Origin of the sequence: Bacillus sp. D7-8, from assembly GCF_052055895.1 — a bacterium.
In the GTDB taxonomy this organism is placed as follows: Bacteria; Bacillota; Bacilli; order Bacillales; family Bacillaceae; genus Bacillus; species Bacillus velezensis.
In genome coordinates this window covers 762,303-784,044 of the sequence record NZ_CP179922.1, presented here as the reverse complement: position 1 = coordinate 784,044, position 21,742 = coordinate 762,303, and the positions used below count along the sequence as shown (strand labels likewise).

Below are 21,742 nucleotides of genomic sequence, written 5' to 3'. Positions count from 1 at the left end.
TCACGCTTTTGTCAGATGATAAACGATCGATTCATACGGACGGAGCGTCAATCGTTCCGGCCGCCCTTCCCTCGGTTCATCATTCGTCAGCAGCACCGTAAACCGCCAGCCGTCCGTGTCTTTAAGCGGAACCGTAAAGTCCGCTTCTTTCCCGTAGAAGTTGTTGATGCACAGCAGTTTTTCATCCTTGCCGTGTCTGACGTACGCCAGAACCGCCGGATCGTCTTCAGCAAGCAGCTCAAACGTTCCTTCAGTCACGATGTTATATTCCTTTCTGAGCTTGATGAGCTTCTGATAATGATAGAAAATTGAATCCGGGTCCCGCAAAGCCGCTTCCGCGTTAACGTCCCGATAATCATCTGCCGCCGGAATCCAAGGCGTGCCCGTCGTGAAACCGCCGTGCGGCCCGCTGTTCCACTGAATGGGGGTTCTTGCATTGTCTCTTGATTTCTCTTTTAAAATGGCGATAATGTCTTTTTCGGGCACGCCTTCTTCCTTCATCTTTTTGTAAATGTTCAATGATTCGACATCGCGGTATGAGCCGATGTCATCGAATTTCGGATTGCCCATGCCGATCTCTTCACCTTGATAAATGTAAGGCGTGCCCTGCATCATATGAATGGCCGCCGCCAGCATTTTGGCTGATTTCGTCCGGTATACGCCGTCGTCTCCGTATCTGGATACGGCCCGCGGCTGGTCATGGTTGCACCAGAATAATGCGTTCCAGCCTCCGCCTTTTTGCATCTCCGTCTGCCAAAACGCTAAAATCCGTTTCAGCTTCAGAAAATCAAACGGAGCGAGCGCCCATTTTTCACCATTCGGATAATCCACTTTTAAATGGTGAAAGTTAAAAGTCATATCGAGTTCTTTATTCTCAGGGTTTGTGTACCGGATGCAGTGGTCAGCCGTTGTCGAGGACATTTCACCGACCGTCATGCTGTCATATTTCGAAAACACTTCCCGGTTCATCTCATGGAGAAATTCGTGCACGCGCGGCCCGTCCGTATAATAAGGGCGCCCGTCACGCCCATCCTCGGCATCAGGAAACGATTGGTCTTTAGAAATGAGGTTGATCACATCCAGCCGGAAGCCGTCGATCCCTTTCCGGAACCAAAAATGCATCATGTCGTAAACCTGTTTTCTCATCTCTTCATTTTCCCAGTTCAAATCGGCCTGCGACACATCAAATAAATGCAGATAGTGCTGGCCTGACGCCGGGTCGAGCTCCCAAGCGGAACCGCCGAATTTTGATTCCCAGTTGTTCGGCGCCCGGCCGTCTTCCTTTCCGTCTTTCCAAATGTAAAAATCCCGATACGGACTGTCGGGTGACGAGACCGCTTCTTTGAACCATTGATGCTCGACTGATGTATGGTTGACGACAAGATCCATGACGACCTTGATTCCTCTTTTGTGCGCTTCATCGATAAGGCGTTCAAAATCCTCCATCGTTCCGTATTCTTCATAAATAGTGCAATAATCGCGAATGTCATAACCGTTGTCATTCTGCGGCGAATCGTAAATCGGCGTAAGCCAAATGACATCAATTAAAAGCTTCTGCAAATAATCAAGCTTCTCGATAATACCGTTCAGATCACCGATCCCGTTTCCCGTCGTATCATTAAAGCTCTTCGGATAAATTTGATATACCGCTGCCTTTTTCCACCATGGTGTGCTGTCTGTTTTCATTTTTCTTCACCGCCTGTAATGTTTTGAATTGAAAGGGAAAAGGGACAGCCTGATAGAAGGCGCCCCGCAGGTTTTCTATTTTTGCCGTTTCAGCCTCGCATACCCGTATGTTCCCGCAAACGGGAGAATCAGTACGATCAGCATTCCGATCGCAAACGGACCCCAGTACTGACTCATAATGGAGAAGATCCCCGGCACGCCGCCGACTCCGACCGAGCTTGCGAGAACGCCTTTGACGGAGATGAACATCCCCGCGATTCCCGAGCTGATCATGGCGATCACAAACGGAAATTTGTAACGCAGATTCACGCCGAAAATCGCCGGCTCGGTAATGCCCAAATATGCGGAAATGCCGGCCGTCAGTGAAAGCCCCCGCTGTTTTTTATCTTTTGTAATCAGCATCATGGCCAAAGCCGCCGATCCTTGAGCGATATTTGACAATGCGAGCATCGGCCATAAAAATGTGCCGCCGAGCTTTGATCCGATTAATTGAAGATCGACCGCGAGAAACGTATGATGCATCCCCGTGATTACAAGCGCCGAATACAGCCCTCCGTACAGCAGACCTCCGATGGCGGAGAATTGGCCGAAAACGGCAATCAATCCCGCCGTCAGCGCGTTACCGATCGCAAAGGTGATCGGACCGATGATGACAAAGGATAGAAAACCGATGACCAAAAGCGTCACCGGCGCGACGACCAACAGCTGAATGCCCTCCGGCGTCCGTTTCGTCAAAAAGAGCTCAAGCCTGGCAAGTAAATAAGACGCCAGCAAAATCGGGAGCACCTGACCTTGATACCCGACTTTCTGCACCTCAAGGCCGAACAGGTTCCACACCGGAATATCGCCGCTCTGCTCGGCGGCCCCGTAGCCCCATGCGTTTAACAGATCAGGATGCACCAGCATCAGCCCGAGCACGATACCCAAGAGCGGGCTTCCTCCGAACCGCTTCACTGCTGACCAGCCGATTAAAGCCGGCAGAAAAGCGAAAGCCGTCCCCGCGATCAGATTAATCATATTGGCGAGATCCGCCCATTGCGGATACACTTGGACAATCGATTTGGCGCTGTAGAAAATGCCTTCCGCCGTTAAGATGTTGTTCAGACCCATTAAAAGCCCGGCCGTGACGATCGCCGGCAAGATCGGAATAAAGATGTCCGCAAGCGTTTTCACAGCACGCTGTAAAGGATTCATTTTTTGCGCCGCAGCCTTCTTCACGTCATCCTTGGACGCTTCGCCAATCCCCGTTTCCTTCACTAATTCCGCATATACTTTGTTGACCGTCCCCTGCCCGATCACGACTTGAAACTGCCCGTTTACCGCAAAAGATCCTTTGACAATGTCTATTGCATCAAGCATTTTTTGGTTTACTTTGGTTTCATCTATTAATGCAAACCGCAAACGCGTCACACAATGAGTCGCCGCCTCAATATTTTCGATTCCGCCGACAGCTTCAGCGATCTGCCGCGCAGCCCGGTTAAACTCACCCATGCCAACCCCTCCGTAACCGTTTTCATTTTGTCTTACAAACTTGTATATACATGTTTATGACTCTATTGTAATGATGTATATACATGTCGTCAATCTATTTTTATAGCGCTTTCATCACATATATACTGCGAAAGACCCTGAAACAAAAAAAGCCCCGCCGGAACCGGGCCTTGACTTCTTGTTTTATCGGGAACATGTCCAGGCGGAATTCACAACAGGAGCACAAAAAGCATACAGTACTGTACAACTAAGTTAAAGAGGTGTGAAGAGATGCCATCCACTGTTATCAACCTGTACTATTTGAAGATTAACAGTATTTCTGGCAACGGATCTATTACGATTGGGGAAGCGGCATACAACAGTCCCACCACAAATAACAAATCACAAGGACTGAACTCTTCATTCGGCGATACGTCACCTATAGAATCGATGATGGAGAACTTGTTAAATGATCCTGATGTCAACGACCAGACAGCCATCGGAACCGCAGATACCGCAAATATTACGCCGGTGCCGCCCATTATAGATTAAAGGGGTTTTTATGAATGCCTTACCAAATTAACGTCGTCAATATAAAAGTAAACGGAGCAACGCAAAACGGAAACGTCGATATCGGTCAGACCGTACAAAACAGCCACACCGCCAACAGCAAATTTGTCGGCGCGAACTTTTCTTTAGGGGATTTTTCGCCGGCCGCCGGATGTTTGAATTCGGGCCATCTTGACCCTGACGTGAGCGATCAGGATCAGATCGCCAACCCGTCAATGCCGATCGCAAATCAAATATAGGGAGGTTCTGCCGAAGTGGATATCGAAAAAATGAGAAAGTGGCTTGAGATTACGAACGAGCACAAGCCCAGCGACTTTTGGACCAATGTCCTGAAACGGAAATCTCCCGAAGATTTTTTCTCCTTACAAAAAAACACCCTGACTTATGATATTTATCAGGATGAACAGCACACATTCGTCATTGTGGAAATGCCCGGCGTTTACGAAGAAGAATTGACATTGAGGCTGCTGTCAAGAACACGGCTGCATATCAGAGGAAACATCACACCCCTTTTTCCAAAGAACATGGGCGTCTGCCAAAACCGGTATTACGGGGAAATCGATGAGACGATTGAGCTTCCTGAACCGGCTGAGCCCCACCTGTTACAGGCGCAGTGCGTAAACGGCCTGCTCCACATTTCCTACCCGCGCCTTATGGAGCACATTCCTTTTCAGAAAAAAATCTAAAGAGCCGGCTTACGGGCGGCCCAGCCGTCTGTACACTTTCTCCTTATAATGAGAAGATGCGGGTTTTGAGAACATGGCTTTCTCCTCCGTCAGTTTGTCGAGTCTGACTTGTTTTTCCGTCCGTTTGTTCCGCAAGTGATCCCGCTCCTGTTCATTGCGGCACTTGGCGATCAAATAATCGAGCGTCATCAGCTCTTTCTTCAGCGCGCCCTCATCCTCGGCGATCCCGGCGTTTTTTAATATGCGGTAGCCCATTCTGAGCGACTCCGGAAGATGTGCGGCATCGTCTTTCGGCAGGGGCTTTCCCATTCCTTTGATGCCGGCGAACTCTCCATCCTTAATGGCGCGCTTGATTTTATCTTCAGCCACGATATGGGCAATATCCATCACTGTTCACCTCTTTTTTCAATAGAACCGGGTATGATCATACGGAAACACAAATCCCAGTTTGTGCCATTTATATGTTTTAAAGCTGTCATTCAACAGATCAACCCCCGTTGCGACAGCGTTTTTCGCCCTTTTTCCGATGAGCCTTTTCCACCTTTTCTATTTGCTGGTTTCATGGTATATTGATTACGTTCGTTTTTTCTATCGTTCCGTGTAAACCGTGATCGGAAAAAAGGAGTGTAACAATGAAAACATTTATAAAAGAAAGAGGACTTGCCTTCTTCTTGATAGCGGTCGTGTTATTGTGGGTGAAAACATATGTCGCTTATATTTTAAACTTTAACCTCGGCATAGACAACACGATCCAGAAAATATTGCTTTTTGTGAATCCGCTGAGCTCCAGCTTGTTCTTTCTTGGATTTGGGCTTCTTTTCAAGAAAAAATTACAGCAGACAGCCATTATTGTGATTCATTTTTTATTGTCTTTTTTGCTTTTTGCAAACATCGTCTATTATAGATTCTTTAATGATTTCATTACCATCCCGGTCATGATGCAGGCAAAGACAAATGGCGGCCAGCTCGGAGACAGCGCGTTCTCGTTAATGAGATGGACAGACGCCTTCTACTTCCTGGATACCGTCATTTTGATTATTTTGGCCCTTAAGATGAGAAAACCGGCTGAAAAACCGGCGAAGAAATCATTCAGAATCGTTTTGGCTTCCGCCGTGCTTATGTTCCTGATCAACCTCGCCGTCGCGGAATCCGACCGTCCTGAGCTTTTGACACGCTCATTTGACCGAAACTATCTGGTGAAATACTTGGGCACGTACAACTTTACGATTTACGATGCCGTGCAGAATGTGAAATCAAACAGCCAGCGCGCGCTTGCCGATTCAAGCGATGTAACGGATGTGGAAAACTATATGAAGGCCAACTATGACGTGCCGAATAACGTCTACTTCGGAAAAGCCGAAGGAAAAAACGTCATCTACGTCTCATTAGAGTCTCTGCAATCCTTTATCATTGACTATAAAATTAACGGCAAGGAAGTGACGCCGTTTTTAAACAAACTGGCGCACGATAATCAAACATTCTACTTTGATAACTTTTTCCACCAAACGGGACAAGGTAAAACATCTGATGCGGAATTTATGATGGAGAACTCTCTGTACCCGCTTTCGCAAGGTTCGGTTTTCGTCAATAAAGCGCAAAACACGCTGCAGTCCGTTCCTGCCATCTTAAAAGGCAAAAAGTACACGTCTGCCGCTTTCCACGGAAATACGCAGACTTTCTGGAACCGTAACGAAATGTACAAAGCGGAAGGCATCGATAAGTTTTTCGATTCCGCTTATTATGACATGAGCGAAGAAAACACGAAAAACTACGGCATGAAAGATAAACCGTATTTCAAAGAATCCATGCCGCTCTTAAAGAGCCTGCCGCAGCCGTTCTATACGAAGTTCATTACGCTGTCCAACCACTTCCCGTTCGGAATGGATAAAGAAGACACGGACTTCCCGGCGGGAGACTTTGGCGATTCAGTCGTTAATAATTACTTCCAGTCCGCGAACTATCTGGATGAATCAATTGAACAGTTCTTTCATGACCTGAAAAAAGACGGCCTGTACGATAAGTCGATTATCGTGATGTACGGAGACCACTACGGCATCTCCGAAAACCATAATAAAGCGATGGCGAAAGTGCTCGGCAAAGATGAGATCACTGAATACGACAATGCCCAGCTTCAGCGGGTGCCGCTCTTTATCCACGCTCCCGGCGTGAAAGGCGGCCGTAATCACAAATTTGCCGGTGAAGTCGATGTCGCGCCGACCGTTCTTCATCTGCTCGGCGTCGATACGAAAGATTATCTCATGTCAGGTTCAGATATCTTATCGAAAGAGCACAGAGAAGTCATTCCGTTCCGTAACGGAGACTTCATCTCACCGAACTATACGAAAGTGTCCGGCAAGTATTACGATACGAAAACCGGAAGACTTTTAGATGATTCAGAAGTCGACAAAAAAGAAGACTCTCTCGTCAAGACTGAGCTTGAAATGTCTGATAAGATCATCAACGGCGATCTGCTTCGTTTCTATCAGCCGAAAGGCTTTAAGAAAGTGGATCCTTCACAATTCGATTATACGAAGCGTGAAGATTCCTCAGCAGATGATCAAAAAGAATAAACAAAAGCCAGATCATATCAATGATCTGGCTTTTTTATGTTCAGCTCCCGGCGGCGGCCATAGAGCGCTTTTGCAGGCTGTCGGAAAGAACTGAATAAGCGACGACTTTCTTTTTCTGCTGTTTGACGACATCTACATGATCTTCGTAGCTGTATACAAACACCGTCACATCTTTTTTTCCTTTTCTCGTCTTAATGACAAGCGGATCGGCTCCGTTTTGCGGATGAAGATAACGCTCTTCATCCCCTGGGTATATATAATGCCGTTCGATAAACACGGCTTCGTTAAAATCATCAATCACCCGGCGTTTGTCTTCGCCTTCCAGACGTTTTCCGCCGAGGGAAACGGCAGCGGACGCGTCACTGAGCTTTGAATGGGTTTCAAACTTGCGGAGGATCCATTCCACCGCTCCGGTAGGAAGGCATGTCAGCACAATCTTAATCAGGCTTATGACAACTATTGAAACAACTGCAATCCATGTCACCTTACATCATCTCCATACTTGTTCTACATGAATCTTAACATAGAAGAAAACGTTGTTTTTTGTACATTATGTGAAACTTGATATATGTTCAAAAAAAATCCGGATCACATAGGTGATCCGGATTTATCAAGTCTGCTTCTGATCGTCAAGGCGGACGGCTTCTCTCAGCTCTTCCGCGACAAATTCGACGTTCGGCCCGATAATGACCTGCGCCGTTTTATTCCCCGTTTTGATAACCCCTTTTGCTCCCGCTTTTTTAAGCGCCGCTTCATTAATGAGAGACGTATCCTGCACGGTCAGCCTGAGGCGGGTCGCACAGTGATCAATCGTTTCGAGGTTTTGCCTGCCGCCGAGCCCCTTGAGCATGGCATGTTCTTCGACGGAACCGGCCGTATCTTCACTAAGCACTTCTTCCTCTTCCTCATCATCTTCCCGTCCCGGCGTTTTCAAGTTTAACGTTTTGATGAGCATATAGAAGACGACAAAATAGATCACTGCATAACAAAGCCCGACAACGAGCAGCAAAAGCGGTTTTTCGGCAATGCCGTAGCTGAGGAGATAATCGATCGCCCCCGCCGAGAATGAAAAACCTGACCTGATTCCGAGAACATTCACGATAAATAAAGAGAACCCGGTTAATATAGCATGAACCCCGTACAAAAGCGGTGATAAAAACATAAATGCAAATTCAATCGGCTCTGTAATTCCGGTAATAAATGCCGTCAGCGCGAGACCGATCATCATTCCGGCCGTCGCTTTGCGCTTACTTGGCTTAGCCGCGGCAATCATTGCCAGACATGCGGCCGGAAGCCCGAACATCATAATCGGGAAGAATCCCGTCATATAAGTTCCCGCCGTCGGATCTTTCGCAAAGAAGCGGGCCAGATCTCCCGTTTTTCCGTGAAAATCGCCAAACTGGAACCAAAAAATATTATTCAGCACATGATGAAGACCGAATGGAATCAAAAGCCGGTTAAAAATCCCGTAAATCCCGGCGCCGATTCCGCCAAGCCCGATCATCCATTCCCCGAAAGACGTAATCACCGACTGAATCGGCGGCCACACAAATCCGAAGATCCCCGCCAAAATAATGGTAATCAGCGCCGTTACAATCGGAACGAGCCTGCGCCCGCTGAAAAACCCGAGATATTCGGGCAGCTTCGTATCCTTAAAGCGATTATACGTGTATCCCGCAATTAACCCCGCGATAATCCCTCCGAAAACGGCCATATTATTTGTCGAATTGATTGATTTTACAGCCGCGTCCAGCATGATATAAGAAATTGCTCCCGACAGAGCGGCGGCCCCGTTGCTGTCTTTCGAAATCCCGATCGCGATTCCGATCGCGAAAATCAGCGGCAGATGATCAAATACCGCGGTCCCCGCCGCGTAAATGAACGGAATATTTAATAAGTCCTCTCTGCCGATGGCCAAAATAATACCAACGGCGGGCAGAACGGCAATCGGAAGCATAAATGATTTTCCGAGTTTTTGCAAAAATTGAAGCATTTTACCCATCCCCCTTCTTTTTTCTTAAATATACCACATAAGTTATCTAGTGATCTATACCAATTTTCCTTCATTTATTCACATAAGGCTTGTTGGTTTTCTATTTATAAACCAGTTGTGGTAAGCTTGAATCAGATGATTAAAAATAGAAAGCGGGAATGACAATGATTGTAACGAACGATCAAGAATTAGAAGGCCTTAAAAAAATCGGCAGAATCGTCGCGCTGGCGCGTGAAGAAATGAAGAAAAAAGCCGAGCCCGGCATGAGCACGAAAGATCTTGACCTGATCGGAAAGGCGGTGCTTGACGAGCACGGAGCCGCTTCCGCTCCGGAGAAGGAATACGATTTCCCGGGCGTGACATGCATCAGCGTAAATGACGAAGTCGCTCACGGTATTCCGAGCGCCTCTAAAATCTTAAAAGCCGGAGATCTTGTAAATATCGATATTTCGGCGGAGTTCGGCGGTTTTTATTCCGATACGGGAATTTCATTTGTACTCGGAGAAGGCGATGAACGTCTGCAAAAGCTTTGTAACTGCGCAGCATCCGCATTTCAGAAAGGATTGGATCAGGCAAAAGCCGGCAAACGCCAAAACCAGATCGGCAGAGCCGTCTATCATGAAGCCCGCTCCAACGGATTTACCGTTATTAAAACGCTGACGGGCCACGGAATCGGCAGAAACCTCCATGAAGCGCCGAACCACATCATGAATTACTACGATCCGTTTGATAACGCGCTGTTTAAAAACGGAACCGTGATCGCGCTTGAGCCGTTTATTTCCACGAAAGCGGAAACGATTGTTGAAGCGGGAGACGGCTGGACGTTTAAAACGCCGGATAAAAGCCTTGTCGCCCAAGTGGAACACACCATCGTGATCACAAAAGACAAACCGATTATTTTAACTGCATTGTAATGTTTCATCTCCCTTCCAAACAGGTATACAACAACTAACCCGAAGGAGGGAGACGCATGAAAAAAGATAAAGAAAAAATCAAAATCGAAAACGAAATACACGCCATGCACGGCGTAACGAAACAGCAGATTTTAGAGGATTTCGAGGAATTTAAGGCGTACCTTCATCAGAAAATTTCCGCCGGAAAAAAACTGGGTCTGGATGACAGCAAAATCATCAAAAGCGCCGCCATCCTCGGGGACTATCTCGCCAAACACGAGGAGCCCCGCAATGCGGAAGAAAAACTCTTACAAGAACTGTGGGACATTGCGGATGACAATGAAAAACAGCATTTGGCCCAGCTTCTCGTCAAACTTGCCGGACACTGATACAGTGCCCGGCTTTTTTATGCTCCGTTATAAGAGTTGTGCTACACTGGACATATGTCTGTGAAAGGAGCCATTTTTCAACATGTGGTTTATTATCTTCGGGTTTATTTTCTTTATTGAAAGCATCATTCTCACCGTTTACGGAGTGAAGAAAAAGAAGGGGATGCTGATTTATTTCGGCGTCGTTTTCGGAATCATGACACTCGGAACGGTGCTGTTAAAATTAACCGGCCATTAAGCATGAAAAGACCGCCCTTTACATATATATGTAAGAAAGCTTTACATCTCTGAATCGAAAGTCTCAGTTTTTGCGTTGTCCCTTTTCAGCGTCTTTTTATAGATGTTACAATGCCAAAAGTTTGGCAAAAACTGAAGAAACCTCCCCAGCGGGAGAACGGAGAAAGGAGTTTTCTGACATGCATTATGGCAGTAAAGGCTGGTATGTAGAAGAGTTAAAGAAAAAAGGAATTACCCACTATGAAGGAAGAAAGCTTCAAAGCTTCAAAAAGTACTTCCTTGCCAATCTGCTGGAAACAAAAAAACAAGCATAACGTAAATCAGCCGTGCTGTCAGTGCAGCACGGCTTTTTTCTATACATTAGTGAGCCTGTCTCTTTTTTTAAGGAAGGACTCCCTCCAGCTTTCTGACAGCGCTTCTTCCCGCAGTATTTCTTCAATCGCTGACAGATTGCCGGAATCACGATATTTCACTTCATTCGCATACCAGACGGAAATGCTTTCTTTTCCTCTCGACAGACGCTTGAGGACGGGACGCGGATCGACATATCCTTCTTCAAGCACCCTGAAATAAAAGCCGGTAAATCCCGTCTGCTGTACACGGAGCACCATATCTTTGATGCCATATTTGAGCGCGAGTTTGACGCAGGGCTGGCGCGGCTGGCTTACTTGAACGACGGCTTCCCCCAGCTGAAAGACGTCTCCGATCCACACGTCTTGTTCGGCCAGTCCTTTGACCGTTACATTCTCCCCGAACGCGGCGGCGGGAAGTTTTCTCGCGAGCGTTGTTTCCCAATATGAATAATGCTCGGCGGGATACACGCACACCGCTTTATCGGGGCCTCCGTGATGCTTCAAGTCGGCTTGCCCGTCCCCGTCAAAATGGGTTTTATACAGCATGACGGGAGAATCTGCGGGCCGCTTTATGATGCCGGAATTGATTTGTCTGCCGGCAAATTCATGAATTGCGGGCTTTCCGAGATTGATAGATAAGACAGAACAGTCTTGCGTCACCTCGTTCACATCCTTTGCGAAATATCCTATCTTTCCTTTATCATAGTAAGAAAAAGGTGGTTTTTCCATGCTTCAGTATCATATGATTGCAGACGGCCGGGTTCAGGGCGTAGGTTTTCGCTACTTCGTCCAGATGGAAGCCGACAGACATAAGGTAGCCGGCTGGGTAAAAAACCGTGATGACGGCCGGGTGGAAATCCTTGCCGAAGGTCCTGAAGAGTCGTTAAAACAATTTGCCGAAGCAGTCAGAAAAGGCAGCCCCTTCTCAAATGTCACAGGCGTAACCATCGAAGAATCACACCGTCTGAAAGGGTACCGCACCTTTTCCATCAGTTACTGATAAGGCTTGTCCTGATAATAATAATTCGGCTTCACAATCGTATTGTCATATGATTTATGGAAAATGTGGGTGGAAGCCGGCGAGATCGGCGGAATCAGCCAGGTCCAGTCGCCCGTCAGCTTTCTGCCCGCGTCTTGTTCCTGTTCTTCAAAGCGTTTAAATTGATTCGCCGCCGTATGGTGATCGACAATGCTGACACCGTGTTTTTTGTATGAATAGAGCACTGCCTTATTCAGTTCCACCAGCACCTGATCTTTCCATAGGTCGGTATTCAGGCTGGCGGAAATCCCCATGACTGCAGCGGCTTTTTTGAGCATATCATACCGTTTTTCGTCAGCAAGGTTCCTTGCGCCGATTTCGGTTCCCATATACCATCCGTTAAAAGGCGCCGCGTTGTACGACAGCCCGCCGATTTCAAGCCTCATATCGGCGATAATCGGAACCCCGTACCATCTGAGATTTAAATCGGCAAACTCTTCAATATCCGGATGGGTGATCGGCACTTCTTTCACGAGCGTCTGAGGCAGGTCATACCAGACCGGCTGCCCGTCCCCTTTCATCCGGAAAAGCAGCGGCAGAATATCAAAATCGGTCCGCTTCCCGCGCCAGCCGAGTTTTTCGCAGACAGCCGTCAGCTCATATGATGCCGGATCACCGACTCTTCCTTTTTCAGTCTCATATCCCGCATAGCGGATGAGCTGGTGATTCCAGATTTCCACTTGCTTCTCCCCATTCTTCTCAGGAGGGAAAATCGTAATCGTCGGTTTAATTTTTCCGCCGTTCGTGGCGATTTCAATATGTTCAAATAATGCGTCGCGCACCTCTTCTTTCGTGTTCACACCGCGCCGGTCAATGACGTTCAGCGATTGCCAGAACAGACGCCCGATACAGCGGTTGCTGTTGCGCCACGCCATTTTCGCCCCGTGTTCAAGCTCTTCCGCCGTATGGACGTAACTTCCCGTCCGATCTATCTCATCTTTTATCGCGTGCAGACGCGCGTTGATTTGCGATTCCATTCCGAGTTCCTGATAGCAGACATCAATAAAATCCTTCGCCTCATCCCAAAGTATTTCCGTATGTTTCAAAAAACTCTCTCCTTCAATTTACATCTGTTTCCCATTGTATCGTTTTTAGGAGTGAACACAATGGTTTTTTTGTATCATACTGGAAACTGCAAAGAAAAAACACCTGTGATGTTCGCAGGTGTTTTACAAAACGGAATGCAGTTTTTCAGCCAGTGTAAGCAAATCCTCACGGTAGTTTTTTCCCGTCATCGGAATTCCGTGACCCGTCAAAAGCGCTTCCGGCTCCAGTTCGGCCAGTTTCTGAACGGATGCGGCCGCCGTCTGCGTATCCGCTGTAAAATAAGCGGGCGGCCCGTGAAGCTCTTGCTTTTGAATGACAACGTCCGCAAGCGATTCCTGTTCAACAGTGATCACGGCATCACCGGCAAGCAGAACGCGGTCTTTATCCCGGAATAATGAAATATGGCCGGGTGTGTGACCGGGCGTATGCACCCATCTCCACTCCTCAAGAAACGGAACGGTACCGTCTGAAGGCAATGCCTGAACGGACGGAATGCGGATCGTATGGCGCGGAAACAGCGGTGACAGCTTTGCGACAAGCCCCTTTTTCGCATCGGGCCTGGCAGGCGGATAATCCGCTTTCCCCGTGACGTACGGGAGCTCCTTTTCATGAATGTAAACCGGCACATCCCAAAACTCAAGCAGCTCTTCAATCGCACCGACATGATCAAAATGACCGTGTGTCAAAATGACCGCCTTCAGCTGATACCCCTCTTTGAACCGGCGTTTCATTTCTTCTGTTATCATCTCCGCCGATTGAGGCATTCCAGCGTCAACCAGAATGATTTCCCGCGGAGCTGAGGGATTTTCGATAAAGTAAACATTCGCAATCTGCACGGTCAGTCCGTAAACGCCGTCCGCCGCTTTAAAACCGGCCCCGCTTCTCACTGAAAAAAGCGGCATAAACGGATCACTCATCATGGCACCTCCTCTGATGCCTTTAGTGTGCGACGAACCGGGTGTTTTATGTTAAAAAATCGTGATTGCGCCGATGATGAGCGCAAAGGCCGTCATGACGATAACGGCAAGAACCGCCCATTTCATGGCAAATTTCTGGTGTTCATCAATGGTGACCCCGGCAAGCCCGACTAATAAATGCGTCGACGGCACGAGCGGGCTTAACATATGAATCGGCTGGCCGATGATCGAAGCGCGGGCGATTTCCACCTTATCTACACCGTACGCCACGGCGGTCTCGGATAAAATGGGCAGCACGCCGTAAAAATAGGCGTCATTGGGCATCAGAAATGTAAAAATACCGCTCGTTAAGGCAACAATTGCCGGAATAAATCCCCCCATCTGTTCCGGAATAAGCGATACGAGGGAAATGGCCATCTCATCAACCATCTTCGTCCCCGTTAAAATTCCGGTAAACACACCTGCGGCAAAAATCATCGAACCGATCGCAAGCACATTGCTCGAATGGGCTGAAATACGCTCCCTTTGATCGTTAAGCTTCGGATAGTTGACAATCAGCGCGATACAAAACGCAATGATGAACAGCACGGTTAAATTCACTTTTCCTGACACTAAAAATCCCACTAAAGAAAGCGTTAACAGTAAATTGAACCACCACAGTTTCGGCCGCCTCCATTCATCTTCCGCAGCCGCAGCCGTTTCATTTGTATGGGACGGCTGCTTTAATTCGATCACCCCGAGCCGTTTCCTTTCCATCCTTCCGAGTACATAAGCGACCACAATCATACACACCATTCCGCTGGCAATGACAGGCAGCATCGGCCCCGTCAGCTCTGCCGGGTCAACGCCGAGCGCACTCGCCGCACGCGGCGTCGCGCCGCCCCATGGTATCGTGTTCATGATACCCATGCCGACACCGGCGATTCCCGCTAAAATAATCGGACGGATTCCGAGCATGATATACAAAGGCAGCATTGCGCTTGTCGTAATCATATACGTCGTCGAGCCGTCTCCGTCCAGTGCGACAAGCATGGTCAAAACGGCTGTTCCGACTACAATTTTGAGCGGGTCGCCTTTAACCAGCTTTAAAATACGCGACACCATCGGATCAAATAAACCGGTATCAATCATAATGCCGAAATAAAGAATCGCAAACATAATCATGACTGCAATCGGCGCCACCTGTTCAATCCCGGAAATCATCATCTCGCCGACCCGGTTAAAAGAAAACCCGGCAAACAGCGCAAACACGATCGGCGTTAATACGAGCGCCGTTAACACTGAAAGCCGTTTTGTCATAATCAGCACCATAAAAACAAGCATCATAAGAAAGCCTAAGATTGCTAACACAGTATGTCCCCCTTATCATGAATACGCTTACATTTTAAAGGCCCGATCCCCTTTATCCGCCTTTTTGCTATCTTATGAGAATTGGATATTGAAGTAAATATTTTGGATTTTAAAGATTTTTAATTTTTTATAACCTTTTCGTTCATTTTGTTCATTTATAAATAAAAAGCCTCCCGCAAATATGCGGAAGGCTTATTTTTCGCTGCTCATCATCTCTTTATAAAACTCGGTCTGCTCTTCTAAAAAGCGTTTTGCGCCGCTGCTGTTTTTATAAAAGCTCTCCCAATCCCGTTTTTTCAACATTTGCTTCCACTCCGCGGATGAGGTAATCTGTTTCAAAGCCTGATCCCAATAGGCGATCTCGCCTTCGGTCATGTCTTTCGGCCCCATGATGCCTCTCCAGTGCGCAAAGACAAACGGCACCCCCTGCTCTTTCCATGTCGGCACATCGCTGAAGCCGGAGAGCCTTTTGTCCGACGTAACGGCCGCCAATGTGATTTTCCCTTTCCGATAGGCGTCTCTCGCTTCTGAAATGGTCATTGAGGCGGCGTCTATCTCGTGGCTGATAAGAGCTTCAATGACTTCATTGCTGCTCCCGTATTGAAAAAAGCGGATATCAAACGGAGAAATTCCGGCCATTTCCGCCGCTCTCGCAAAGGAGAGCTGGTCATCATTTCCGAGGCCGGGCGCAAATCCGATTTTTATGCCGCCCGGATGTGCTTTAATATCGCCGAGCAGCCGCTTTCCGCTTTTTATCTTTGAATCCTTCGGAAGAGCGACGGTCTGCCACTCTTTTGCGATAATGGCCAAAGGCGTAAAATCAGCTGCCTTCAGCCGGCTTTGTCCCAAAATTTCATTGCTTAACAGCAGGCTTGAATTCATACTGATGACATCCGTTTTTCGTTCGTTTACATATTTCCAGCCGCTGTCTCCGCCTCCGCCGGGTTTATAGACGATCTTTACGGGCCGGCCTAATATTTGCTTCCGCTCTATAACCGATTGCAAAGCTTTTGCCGTTACGTCCCAGCCCCCTTGAGGCGCCGCCGGGACGACAATTTCAACCGGCCCTTCGGCTGAACGGATGCCCGCCATCTGCCGTCCGTCAAAAGAAACCAGCGCCGCCAGCATGACAAGAAGCACTCCCAACCGCTTCATTTCTCCCATCCCTTATTCATGTGCTAAATAATATTTCCGTTCCGGCCTGCCGATAATGCCGTACTCTAATTCAGCGAGCGCTTCTTCCTGAGAAACGAGAAACTCGGCGTAGCGCCGCGCCGTTGTTCTGGAGGCGCCCATTTTTTCGCCCAGTTCTTCGGCCGTCATCCCTTTTTGGGCTTCCCTGAGCGCGTTTTTGATTTTTTGAAGTGTAATCGAATTAATCCCGGTCGGCAGATCATTGAGCTGTTTTTGTTCTTTCTGACCGCTTCCGAAAAACATGTCGATAACAGACTGGCTCAGCTCCGGCTGTGAGTGCAGCCATTCTCTTTTTTCCCGGTACTGCAAAAGCACTTCTGTAAATTTATGTGCCGACACCGGCTTTATGACATAGTGGGAAACGCCTGATCTGAGCGCTTCCTGCAGCAGTCTTGTTTCGGCAGAAGCCGTAATAATGATGATATCAACAGAAGGAAAACGGCCGCGGATAAGGGGAAGCAGATCTGTTCCCAGCTCATCCGGCATATAAATATCCAAAAGCAGCAGATCAGGCTGCCGTTTCTCAAGCAGCGATATGGTGTCTTTGGCATTGATTGCTTTGCCGATGACATTGAATCCATCAAGATGTTCGATAAATTTTTCGTGAATTTGCGCTATTCGAAAGTCGTCCTCTGCAATCGCGATGTTAATCACACCGATTCCCCCTTTGGCGTTTCTTTCGGTATAAACACCGTAAATACGGCACCGCCGCTCTTCTGCTGCGAAATCTCTATCGATCCCTGCAATTCACTGACGGCTTCTTTCAGATTGGCTAAGCCGTATCCTCTCCTCGTCCCCTTTGAAGAGTAGCCCTTTTCAAATATCGTTTCTGTTTTTTCCTGAGGCACGCCGTCTCCTGAATCTGCCACTTCGATGACGATATCTCTGCCGATATCGGTCATAAAAAAGGCGACCTCTTTTTTCTCTTTTTCGGCGACGGCTTCGAAAGCGTTATCAATAAGATTTCCGATGATCGTAATGAGCTGGGATGAACCCACATGCTCCGGCAGCGATTCTAAAAAGCTGTTTTCATCTATTGAAAGCTTCACTTTCTTCTCAGACGCCTTTCCCATTTTTCCTAATAGTATGGCCTGAACCCGCTGTGAATGAATGTTTTGAAAGAGGATTTCGTGCTGTTCATTCTGGATGGCGTACTCTTCTTTTATCAGTTCAATGGCTTCATTATATTCGCCCAGCTCTAACAGACCGAGGATCGCGTAAAGCTTATTCGAGAATTCATGCGTTTGCGCCCGAAGATCCTCTGAGTATTTTTTCATTTCAGTCAGCTTGTTAATCAGTTTCTTGAGCTCTGTTTTCTCCCGGAAGCTGATCACCGCTCCGTATACTTGTCCGGTCTGCTTCATTTCTTTCACGTTTAAGATAAATACTTTATCTCCGGCACGCACCTCCACGTTCGGCGGTAATTCTCCCCCTGCCAAAACCGGCATGAGATTTGCGCCCGGCATGATTTCTTTTATATGCCTTCCGATCATCGGTTCCGGAAGATTCAGCATACCAGCCGCAGATAAATTCATCATGGTTACCGCGCCTTCTTTGTTTACGGCGATAATCCCTTCTTTCATCGCAAGGAGCATCGCATTGCGCTCCCTGTACAGCGCTGCAATTTCATGCGGTTCAAGGCCGAGTGTATCTTTACGGATGCTTTTTGCGAGCGCCGCCGCTCCCCCGATGCCGATAAGAAACACCAAACATGCAAAATAGCCTAAATGCCGCAGATGCGCTTTCATATCTTTTTCTATCTCATCTTGTAAAAACTCGACTGTCACCGTTCCGACGACTTCGTTATGATTTTTTTCCTCCAAAATAACCGGGGCGCTTCCCCGGACAGCCTTCATTCCGTCGGAAACCGGTGACCCGCCGAACATGACGGTTTTATTTTGCAGATTTTGATTTTCTTTCGGAATACTGCTTCGGGCCGAATGAAATGCAACATGCCCTTTTTGATCAGTGATGTAGACGGCGTGCGCGCCTGCCTGTTCTTTCATTTGTTCAATGACGTCTAACTTTGTAAAAGCTTCTTGATCCGCAAGCCGGAACGCCTCTTTTACAGGAGGCATGTATGAAATGGTTTTTGCCGTTTGCACCGCCAGCTGTTCAGCCTGCTTCTGGCCTTCCTTTAATTGCTGAAAGGCAAATATAACTGTGAGCGTTCCGATGACAAGTATTAATAAAGCCGCAATTAATCCGGCGATTTTCATTTGCAGAGAGACACAAAACCGCTTTGCTTCCAACACAGCACCAGCCGTCCTTTCCTCCTAAAATCATACCACTTTTTAAATCTTTGTTTCTCATTTTTGAGAATTTTCGTGATCTTGTTCTCTTGCGGCTTACCAAAAAGGTATGATAGGTATATATTTACTTTTACATAGTTTATATAACACACAAAAAAGACCGACCGAAGTCAGTCTGCAATCTATCAGGAAATCGTAACTCCCGCGCTTGCATATCCCGCCACTGTATTAATAAGCGAAAGGCCTGTCGCAGTGGCGGAGAATACCATTAACAGCCGGGTTTGAGGAGTTACCGCAATGTTCAGCCCTGTCGTGATTCCGTTGCTGATGCTGCCGATTGACAATATGCCGGTGAGGGGAGGAGCTAAAGTGACGGATGCTCCGGGGATCGGCGTGAACGTATTGTTCGGCACTGTGGAACTGTATAATTGTGCGGTTATCGTAACAGTCGAGCCGACAAGCGACAATGCTGCGGTTGTACTGAAATAAGCGGCAATTGATGTAATGGTTCCGCTTCTCGGAGCAGAAAAAGCAAAGTTCAGCAGAGTTCCTCCGGCCCCGGTGAGATCAATTGCACCTCCCCCTCCGACATTGACGCCCGTTACAGAATTGCCGAACCCGACAAGGCTCACCGTTCCGATTAATCCGCCGGCAATGGTCGTCACGGCAGTGGGAAGACCTGAAGCATAGGGAATGATCGCGCCTGCTCCGGTTACCCCGGTTACTCCAGTTACACCGGTGGCGCCGATTTCTCCGGTCGAGCCCGTTACTCCAGTAGCTCCCGTAGCTCCCGTTACTCCCGTGGCACCTGTTACTCCAGTAGCGCCGGGATCTCCGGTGGCTCCTGTTATTCCTGTTGCTCCAGTTGATCCCGTTACTCCAGTGACTCCGGTGAGCCCGGTGGCTCCTGTTATTCCTGTCGCTCCGGTATCCCCGGTTACTCCCGTTACTCCGGTCGATCCGGTTACTCCAGTGGCGCCGGTGAGCCCGGTTGCTCCCGTTATCCCAGTGGCTCCGGTTACTCCCGTTACTCCGGTCGCCCCGGTTACACCGGTCGAGCCTGTTACTCCAGTTACTCCGGTGGCTCCAGTCGTGCCCGTTATTCCAGTCACTCCCGTTACCCCGGTGGCACCGGTTATTCCAGTAGCGCCGGTGGCTCCAGTCGCGCCGGGATCTCCAGTGACGCCGGTTATCCCAGTCGAGCCCGTTGCTCCGGTGAATCCCGTTGCTCCGGTAAACCCCGTTGCTCCGGTAAACCCCGTTGCTCCAGTAAATCCCGTTGCTCCAGTCAGCCCTGTTGCTCCGGTCAGCCCCGTTGCTCCGGTGCACCCCGTTGCTCCGGTGAATCCTCTTACATGAAAATGATTTGGATGACAGCATGGACACCATCTTTCATGACAGCAAGAGTTTTCGCAACAGAATCCTTCACAGCAATGTGCACGATTTTGATAACTGCGCCTTTGATTTCTTCTTTTATGTTGAAAATGACAGCAACACTCATTACTATTCCGGCAGTCGTAATCCCAAGAGTCGTATCTGTTATACCAAGTATCTCCTTTTCTCATTACACCACCTCTATTTGCATAATATTTCCATGGGGAAAAAAGGTGTGGCAAAATCCCACTTCTATTGGGCAAATTTTTAAATGTTCTTTAAGGCTGCATCATGCAGCATTTACAGAAAAAAGACCTAACTGTGCATAAGTCAGGTCTTTCATCTTTAAAATATCAGTCTGCTGTTGTCATTAGGTTGTCGGGAAACTTATGCTGTTAAAATCGATATTGAGAGCAGTTGCTGTCGTTAAATTATTAGCAGTTGTGAAAATAATCCTCAGCTGGTACGTGTTTGTTCCTGCGGTCGGCGCAGTATCCACTGTAGTATCAGCCACCCCAAAACGTTGAGTAGTCGCGCTAATAACAGACCGCGACAGAAGTCTTGTGTGAATCTGTACTGCTCCCCTATATAATCTTATTTCAAAGACAAAGTTTGAATTGGCTGTAGATGTTACATCGACGCTGACTGAATAATCAAGCTTTACATTTTGCAAAGTATTAACTGGAATTTCCAGTGCAGCAACAGGAACTTCTGTATTTAACGGCGGGTAAACAGTGAGCGGCCCGTTGGTTCTTGTGAAGAGCAAGGCCGGTGTACTGGCAGTTGGGCCTGTTACTCCTGTTACTCCTGTTACTCCTGTCGCTCCCGTTGTCCCGGTTACTCCTGTCGCTCCGGTTGATCCTGTGACTCCCGTTGTCCCGGTTCGTCCTGTTGGGCCTGTTATTCCTGTCGCTCCCGTTGTCCCGGTTACTCCCGTGGCTCCAGTCGATCCTGTGACTCCCGTTGTCCCGGTTCGTCCTGTTGGGCCTGTTATTCCTGTCGCTCCCGTTGGTCCCGTTGTCCCGGTTACTCCGGTTGATCCTGTGACTCCCATGGCTCCAGTCGATCCTGTGACTCCCGTTGTCCCGGTTCGTCCTGTTGGGCCTGTTGGGCCTGTTGATCCTGTAGAGCCTGTCGGACCGGAATTCACTATGATTTGAAGGAGAGACACGTCATCAATTAGTATTGTTGTGTTCGTATTCACAGATGCCTTACTGATCATAATCTGAGCATCAGTTACTCCATCAGGAACAACAGCTGTTGTTTGGTATACCTCTGTCCATGTATTAAAAATTACATTCGGTAAATGGCCTATCGTGATCGCTGCATCTAAACCTGTTGCAATCGGTTCACCTAATGAATTTAAATATAAGATTTGCAAGTTAACCTGAGGGTTTGAAGCCGTTCCAATGGTTCCTAATGAAACTTGAAAATGATATGCCTGACCGACCGTAACCGGGACGATTTGTGAAAGTGAAGCAACGTTTGTTTCAATCAAAAATTGTGCTGAATATGTTCCTGAATGGGCAAATATACTGTTAACAGCGGCATTGGCCACGTCCCACCCGTTTAAATCTCCACTTTCAAAACCGCCATTGACAATGAGGTTGTCAATCGCCAATTCACTCCCCCTCTCTTGTATTCGTGTTTTCATTGCAGCCGACTTTACATAACTATTGTATCTAAACTCATGGTTATCAAAGCGATATAAAAAAGGTGACT

The 21,742-nt window shown here is 47.9% G+C and carries 23 protein-coding genes and 1 pseudogene; 10 read left to right on the top strand and 14 right to left on the bottom strand.

The window, feature by feature from the left end:
- Both treC and treP read right to left on the bottom strand, forming a co-directional pair.
- A complete protein-coding gene (treC, locus tag ACKTRM_RS04040; protein ID WP_012117068.1) occupies window positions 1-1,686 on the bottom strand; it encodes an alpha,alpha-phosphotrehalase in 1,686 nt (561 codons plus the stop codon).
- Between the two features lie 75 nt (window positions 1,687-1,761).
- Window positions 1,762-3,177, bottom strand: coding sequence for a PTS system trehalose-specific EIIBC component (treP, locus tag ACKTRM_RS04035; RefSeq protein ID WP_012117067.1), 1,416 nt, complete (start codon window positions 3,175-3,177; stop codon window positions 1,762-1,764).
- Between the two features lie 270 nt (window positions 3,178-3,447).
- Between treP and ACKTRM_RS04030 the strand changes: the two genes are divergently transcribed.
- From ACKTRM_RS04030 to ACKTRM_RS04020, 3 genes are read left to right on the top strand one after another with little or no spacing between them, the layout of a single operon-like run.
- Entirely contained in the window at window positions 3,448-3,708 is a 261-nt protein-coding gene (locus tag ACKTRM_RS04030; protein WP_007408496.1) for a spore germination protein, read from the top strand.
- Between the two features lie 14 nt (window positions 3,709-3,722).
- The gene (locus ACKTRM_RS04025) at window positions 3,723-3,965 is read left to right on the top strand and encodes a spore germination protein (RefSeq protein WP_003155595.1); all 243 of its coding nucleotides are present in this window, start codon (window positions 3,723-3,725) and stop codon (window positions 3,963-3,965) included.
- Between the two features lie 15 nt (window positions 3,966-3,980).
- Complete coding sequence (locus tag ACKTRM_RS04020) at window positions 3,981-4,412, top strand: Hsp20/alpha crystallin family protein (protein WP_003155596.1); 432 nt, start codon at window positions 3,981-3,983, stop codon at window positions 4,410-4,412.
- A 9-nt stretch (window positions 4,413-4,421) separates the two neighbouring features.
- Here ACKTRM_RS04020 and ACKTRM_RS04015 read toward each other — a convergent pair whose 3' ends face one another.
- On the bottom strand, window positions 4,422-4,799 hold the full coding sequence (locus ACKTRM_RS04015) for a J-domain-containing protein (protein ID WP_007610033.1): 378 nt from the start codon (window positions 4,797-4,799) through the stop codon (window positions 4,422-4,424).
- Between the two features lie 245 nt (window positions 4,800-5,044).
- On the opposite strand from ACKTRM_RS04015, the gene ACKTRM_RS04010 reads away from it, so the two are divergent.
- Window positions 5,045-6,982, top strand: a complete 1,938-nt coding sequence (locus ACKTRM_RS04010) for an LTA synthase family protein (RefSeq protein ID WP_007610031.1) — start codon at window positions 5,045-5,047, stop codon at window positions 6,980-6,982.
- A gap of 40 nt (window positions 6,983-7,022) precedes the next feature.
- On the opposite strand, the gene ACKTRM_RS04005 is transcribed toward ACKTRM_RS04010, so the two are convergent.
- Window positions 7,023-7,466 carry a YfmQ family protein gene (locus ACKTRM_RS04005; protein WP_007408492.1) on the bottom strand — a complete coding sequence of 148 codons (444 nt, stop codon included), beginning with the start codon at window positions 7,464-7,466 and terminating at the stop codon, window positions 7,023-7,025.
- Between the two features lie 126 nt (window positions 7,467-7,592).
- The gene (gene nagE, locus ACKTRM_RS04000; protein WP_012117066.1) at window positions 7,593-8,975 is read right to left on the bottom strand and encodes an N-acetylglucosamine-specific PTS transporter subunit IIBC; all 1,383 of its coding nucleotides are present in this window, start codon (window positions 8,973-8,975) and stop codon (window positions 7,593-7,595) included.
- A gap of 164 nt (window positions 8,976-9,139) precedes the next feature.
- On the opposite strand from nagE, the gene map reads away from it, so the two are divergent.
- From map to ACKTRM_RS03980, 4 genes are all read left to right on the top strand, one after another.
- Entirely contained in the window at window positions 9,140-9,889 is a 750-nt protein-coding gene (gene map / locus ACKTRM_RS03995; RefSeq protein ID WP_007408490.1) for a type I methionyl aminopeptidase, read from the top strand.
- A gap of 56 nt (window positions 9,890-9,945) precedes the next feature.
- Window positions 9,946-10,257: a DUF3243 domain-containing protein gene (locus ACKTRM_RS03990; RefSeq protein ID WP_003155607.1), complete on the top strand. Its 312-nt coding sequence runs from the start codon at window positions 9,946-9,948 to the stop codon at window positions 10,255-10,257.
- An 82-nt stretch (window positions 10,258-10,339) separates the two neighbouring features.
- Window positions 10,340-10,495 carry a hypothetical protein gene (locus ACKTRM_RS03985; protein WP_003155608.1) on the top strand — a complete coding sequence of 52 codons (156 nt, stop codon included), beginning with the start codon at window positions 10,340-10,342 and terminating at the stop codon, window positions 10,493-10,495.
- A gap of 178 nt (window positions 10,496-10,673) precedes the next feature.
- Window positions 10,674-10,808: a YflJ family protein gene (locus tag ACKTRM_RS03980; protein ID WP_003155609.1), complete on the top strand. Its 135-nt coding sequence runs from the start codon at window positions 10,674-10,676 to the stop codon at window positions 10,806-10,808.
- Between the two features lie 39 nt (window positions 10,809-10,847).
- On the opposite strand, the gene ACKTRM_RS03975 is transcribed toward ACKTRM_RS03980, so the two are convergent.
- Window positions 10,848-11,507 carry an MOSC domain-containing protein gene (locus ACKTRM_RS03975; protein ID WP_012117065.1) on the bottom strand — a complete coding sequence of 220 codons (660 nt, stop codon included), beginning with the start codon at window positions 11,505-11,507 and terminating at the stop codon, window positions 10,848-10,850.
- A gap of 67 nt (window positions 11,508-11,574) precedes the next feature.
- Between ACKTRM_RS03975 and ACKTRM_RS03970 the strand changes: the two genes are divergently transcribed.
- Complete coding sequence (locus ACKTRM_RS03970) at window positions 11,575-11,847, top strand: acylphosphatase (protein WP_012117064.1); 273 nt, start codon at window positions 11,575-11,577, stop codon at window positions 11,845-11,847.
- Here the strand turns inward: ACKTRM_RS03970 and nosA are convergent.
- The 7 genes and pseudogenes from nosA to ACKTRM_RS03935 all read right to left on the bottom strand — a co-directional run.
- Complete coding sequence (gene nosA, locus ACKTRM_RS03965; RefSeq protein WP_012117063.1) at window positions 11,841-12,932, bottom strand: nitric oxide synthase; 1,092 nt, start codon at window positions 12,930-12,932, stop codon at window positions 11,841-11,843. The two genes, ACKTRM_RS03970 and nosA, sit on opposite strands and share 7 nt — an antisense overlap.
- 123 nt (window positions 12,933-13,055) lie before the next feature.
- Window positions 13,056-13,850: an MBL fold metallo-hydrolase gene (locus ACKTRM_RS03960; protein WP_012117062.1), complete on the bottom strand. Its 795-nt coding sequence runs from the start codon at window positions 13,848-13,850 to the stop codon at window positions 13,056-13,058.
- Between the two features lie 51 nt (window positions 13,851-13,901).
- Window positions 13,902-15,200: a citrate:proton symporter gene (locus tag ACKTRM_RS03955; protein WP_007408485.1), complete on the bottom strand. Its 1,299-nt coding sequence runs from the start codon at window positions 15,198-15,200 to the stop codon at window positions 13,902-13,904.
- 192 nt (window positions 15,201-15,392) lie between these two features.
- Window positions 15,393-16,355 carry a tripartite tricarboxylate transporter substrate binding protein gene (locus ACKTRM_RS03950; RefSeq protein WP_012117061.1) on the bottom strand — a complete coding sequence of 321 codons (963 nt, stop codon included), beginning with the start codon at window positions 16,353-16,355 and terminating at the stop codon, window positions 15,393-15,395.
- A 12-nt stretch (window positions 16,356-16,367) separates the two neighbouring features.
- Window positions 16,368-17,048, bottom strand: a complete 681-nt coding sequence (locus tag ACKTRM_RS03945) for a response regulator (protein WP_012117060.1) — start codon at window positions 17,046-17,048, stop codon at window positions 16,368-16,370.
- Complete coding sequence (locus ACKTRM_RS03940; RefSeq protein WP_012117059.1) at window positions 17,045-18,649, bottom strand: sensor histidine kinase; 1,605 nt, start codon at window positions 18,647-18,649, stop codon at window positions 17,045-17,047. The genes ACKTRM_RS03945 and ACKTRM_RS03940 overlap by 4 nt, the downstream gene beginning before the upstream one ends.
- Window positions 18,650-18,831: 182 nt before the next feature.
- A pseudogene (locus ACKTRM_RS03935) lies at window positions 18,832-19,995 on the bottom strand (exosporium glycoprotein BclB-related protein); the annotation flags it as partial.
- A gap of 6 nt (window positions 19,996-20,001) precedes the next feature.
- Here ACKTRM_RS03935 and ACKTRM_RS03930 point away from each other — a divergent pair.
- Window positions 20,002-20,349, top strand: a complete 348-nt coding sequence (locus ACKTRM_RS03930; RefSeq protein ID WP_269475401.1) for a hypothetical protein — start codon at window positions 20,002-20,004, stop codon at window positions 20,347-20,349.
- Between the two features lie 41 nt (window positions 20,350-20,390).
- Here ACKTRM_RS03930 and ACKTRM_RS03925 read toward each other — a convergent pair whose 3' ends face one another.
- On the bottom strand, window positions 20,391-21,674 hold the full coding sequence (locus tag ACKTRM_RS03925; RefSeq protein ID WP_123912793.1) for an NTTRR-F1 domain: 1,284 nt from the start codon (window positions 21,672-21,674) through the stop codon (window positions 20,391-20,393).
- Window positions 21,675-21,742: the final 68 nt, after the last annotated feature.

Bases quoted from the DNA above. Each gene is read 5' to 3' on its own strand.
- treC (WP_012117068.1), bottom strand. From the start codon at position 1,686: ATGAAAACAGACAGCACACCATGGTGGAAAAAGGCAGCGGTATATCAA.
- treP (WP_012117067.1), bottom strand. From the start codon at position 3,177: ATGGGTGAGTTTAACCGGGCTGCGCGGCAGATCGCTGAAGCTGTCGGC.
- ACKTRM_RS04030 (WP_007408496.1), top strand. From the start codon at position 3,448: ATGCCATCCACTGTTATCAACCTGTACTATTTGAAGATTAACAGTATT.
- ACKTRM_RS04025 (WP_003155595.1), top strand. From the start codon at position 3,723: ATGCCTTACCAAATTAACGTCGTCAATATAAAAGTAAACGGAGCAACG.
- ACKTRM_RS04015 (WP_007610033.1), bottom strand. From the start codon at position 4,799: ATGGATATTGCCCATATCGTGGCTGAAGATAAAATCAAGCGCGCCATT.
- ACKTRM_RS04010 (WP_007610031.1), top strand. From the start codon at position 5,045: ATGAAAACATTTATAAAAGAAAGAGGACTTGCCTTCTTCTTGATAGCG.
- nagE (WP_012117066.1), bottom strand. From the start codon at position 8,975: ATGCTTCAATTTTTGCAAAAACTCGGAAAATCATTTATGCTTCCGATT.
- map (WP_007408490.1), top strand. From the start codon at position 9,140: ATGATTGTAACGAACGATCAAGAATTAGAAGGCCTTAAAAAAATCGGC.
- ACKTRM_RS03990 (WP_003155607.1), top strand. From the start codon at position 9,946: ATGAAAAAAGATAAAGAAAAAATCAAAATCGAAAACGAAATACACGCC.
- ACKTRM_RS03985 (WP_003155608.1), top strand. From the start codon at position 10,340: ATGTGGTTTATTATCTTCGGGTTTATTTTCTTTATTGAAAGCATCATT.
- ACKTRM_RS03980 (WP_003155609.1), top strand. From the start codon at position 10,674: ATGCATTATGGCAGTAAAGGCTGGTATGTAGAAGAGTTAAAGAAAAAA.
- ACKTRM_RS03970 (WP_012117064.1), top strand. From the start codon at position 11,575: ATGCTTCAGTATCATATGATTGCAGACGGCCGGGTTCAGGGCGTAGGT.
- ACKTRM_RS03960 (WP_012117062.1), bottom strand. From the start codon at position 13,850: ATGAGTGATCCGTTTATGCCGCTTTTTTCAGTGAGAAGCGGGGCCGGT.
- ACKTRM_RS03950 (WP_012117061.1), bottom strand. From the start codon at position 16,355: ATGAAGCGGTTGGGAGTGCTTCTTGTCATGCTGGCGGCGCTGGTTTCT.
- ACKTRM_RS03930 (WP_269475401.1), top strand. From the start codon at position 20,002: ATGAAAATGATTTGGATGACAGCATGGACACCATCTTTCATGACAGCA.
- ACKTRM_RS03925 (WP_123912793.1), bottom strand. From the start codon at position 21,674: ATGAAAACACGAATACAAGAGAGGGGGAGTGAATTGGCGATTGACAAC.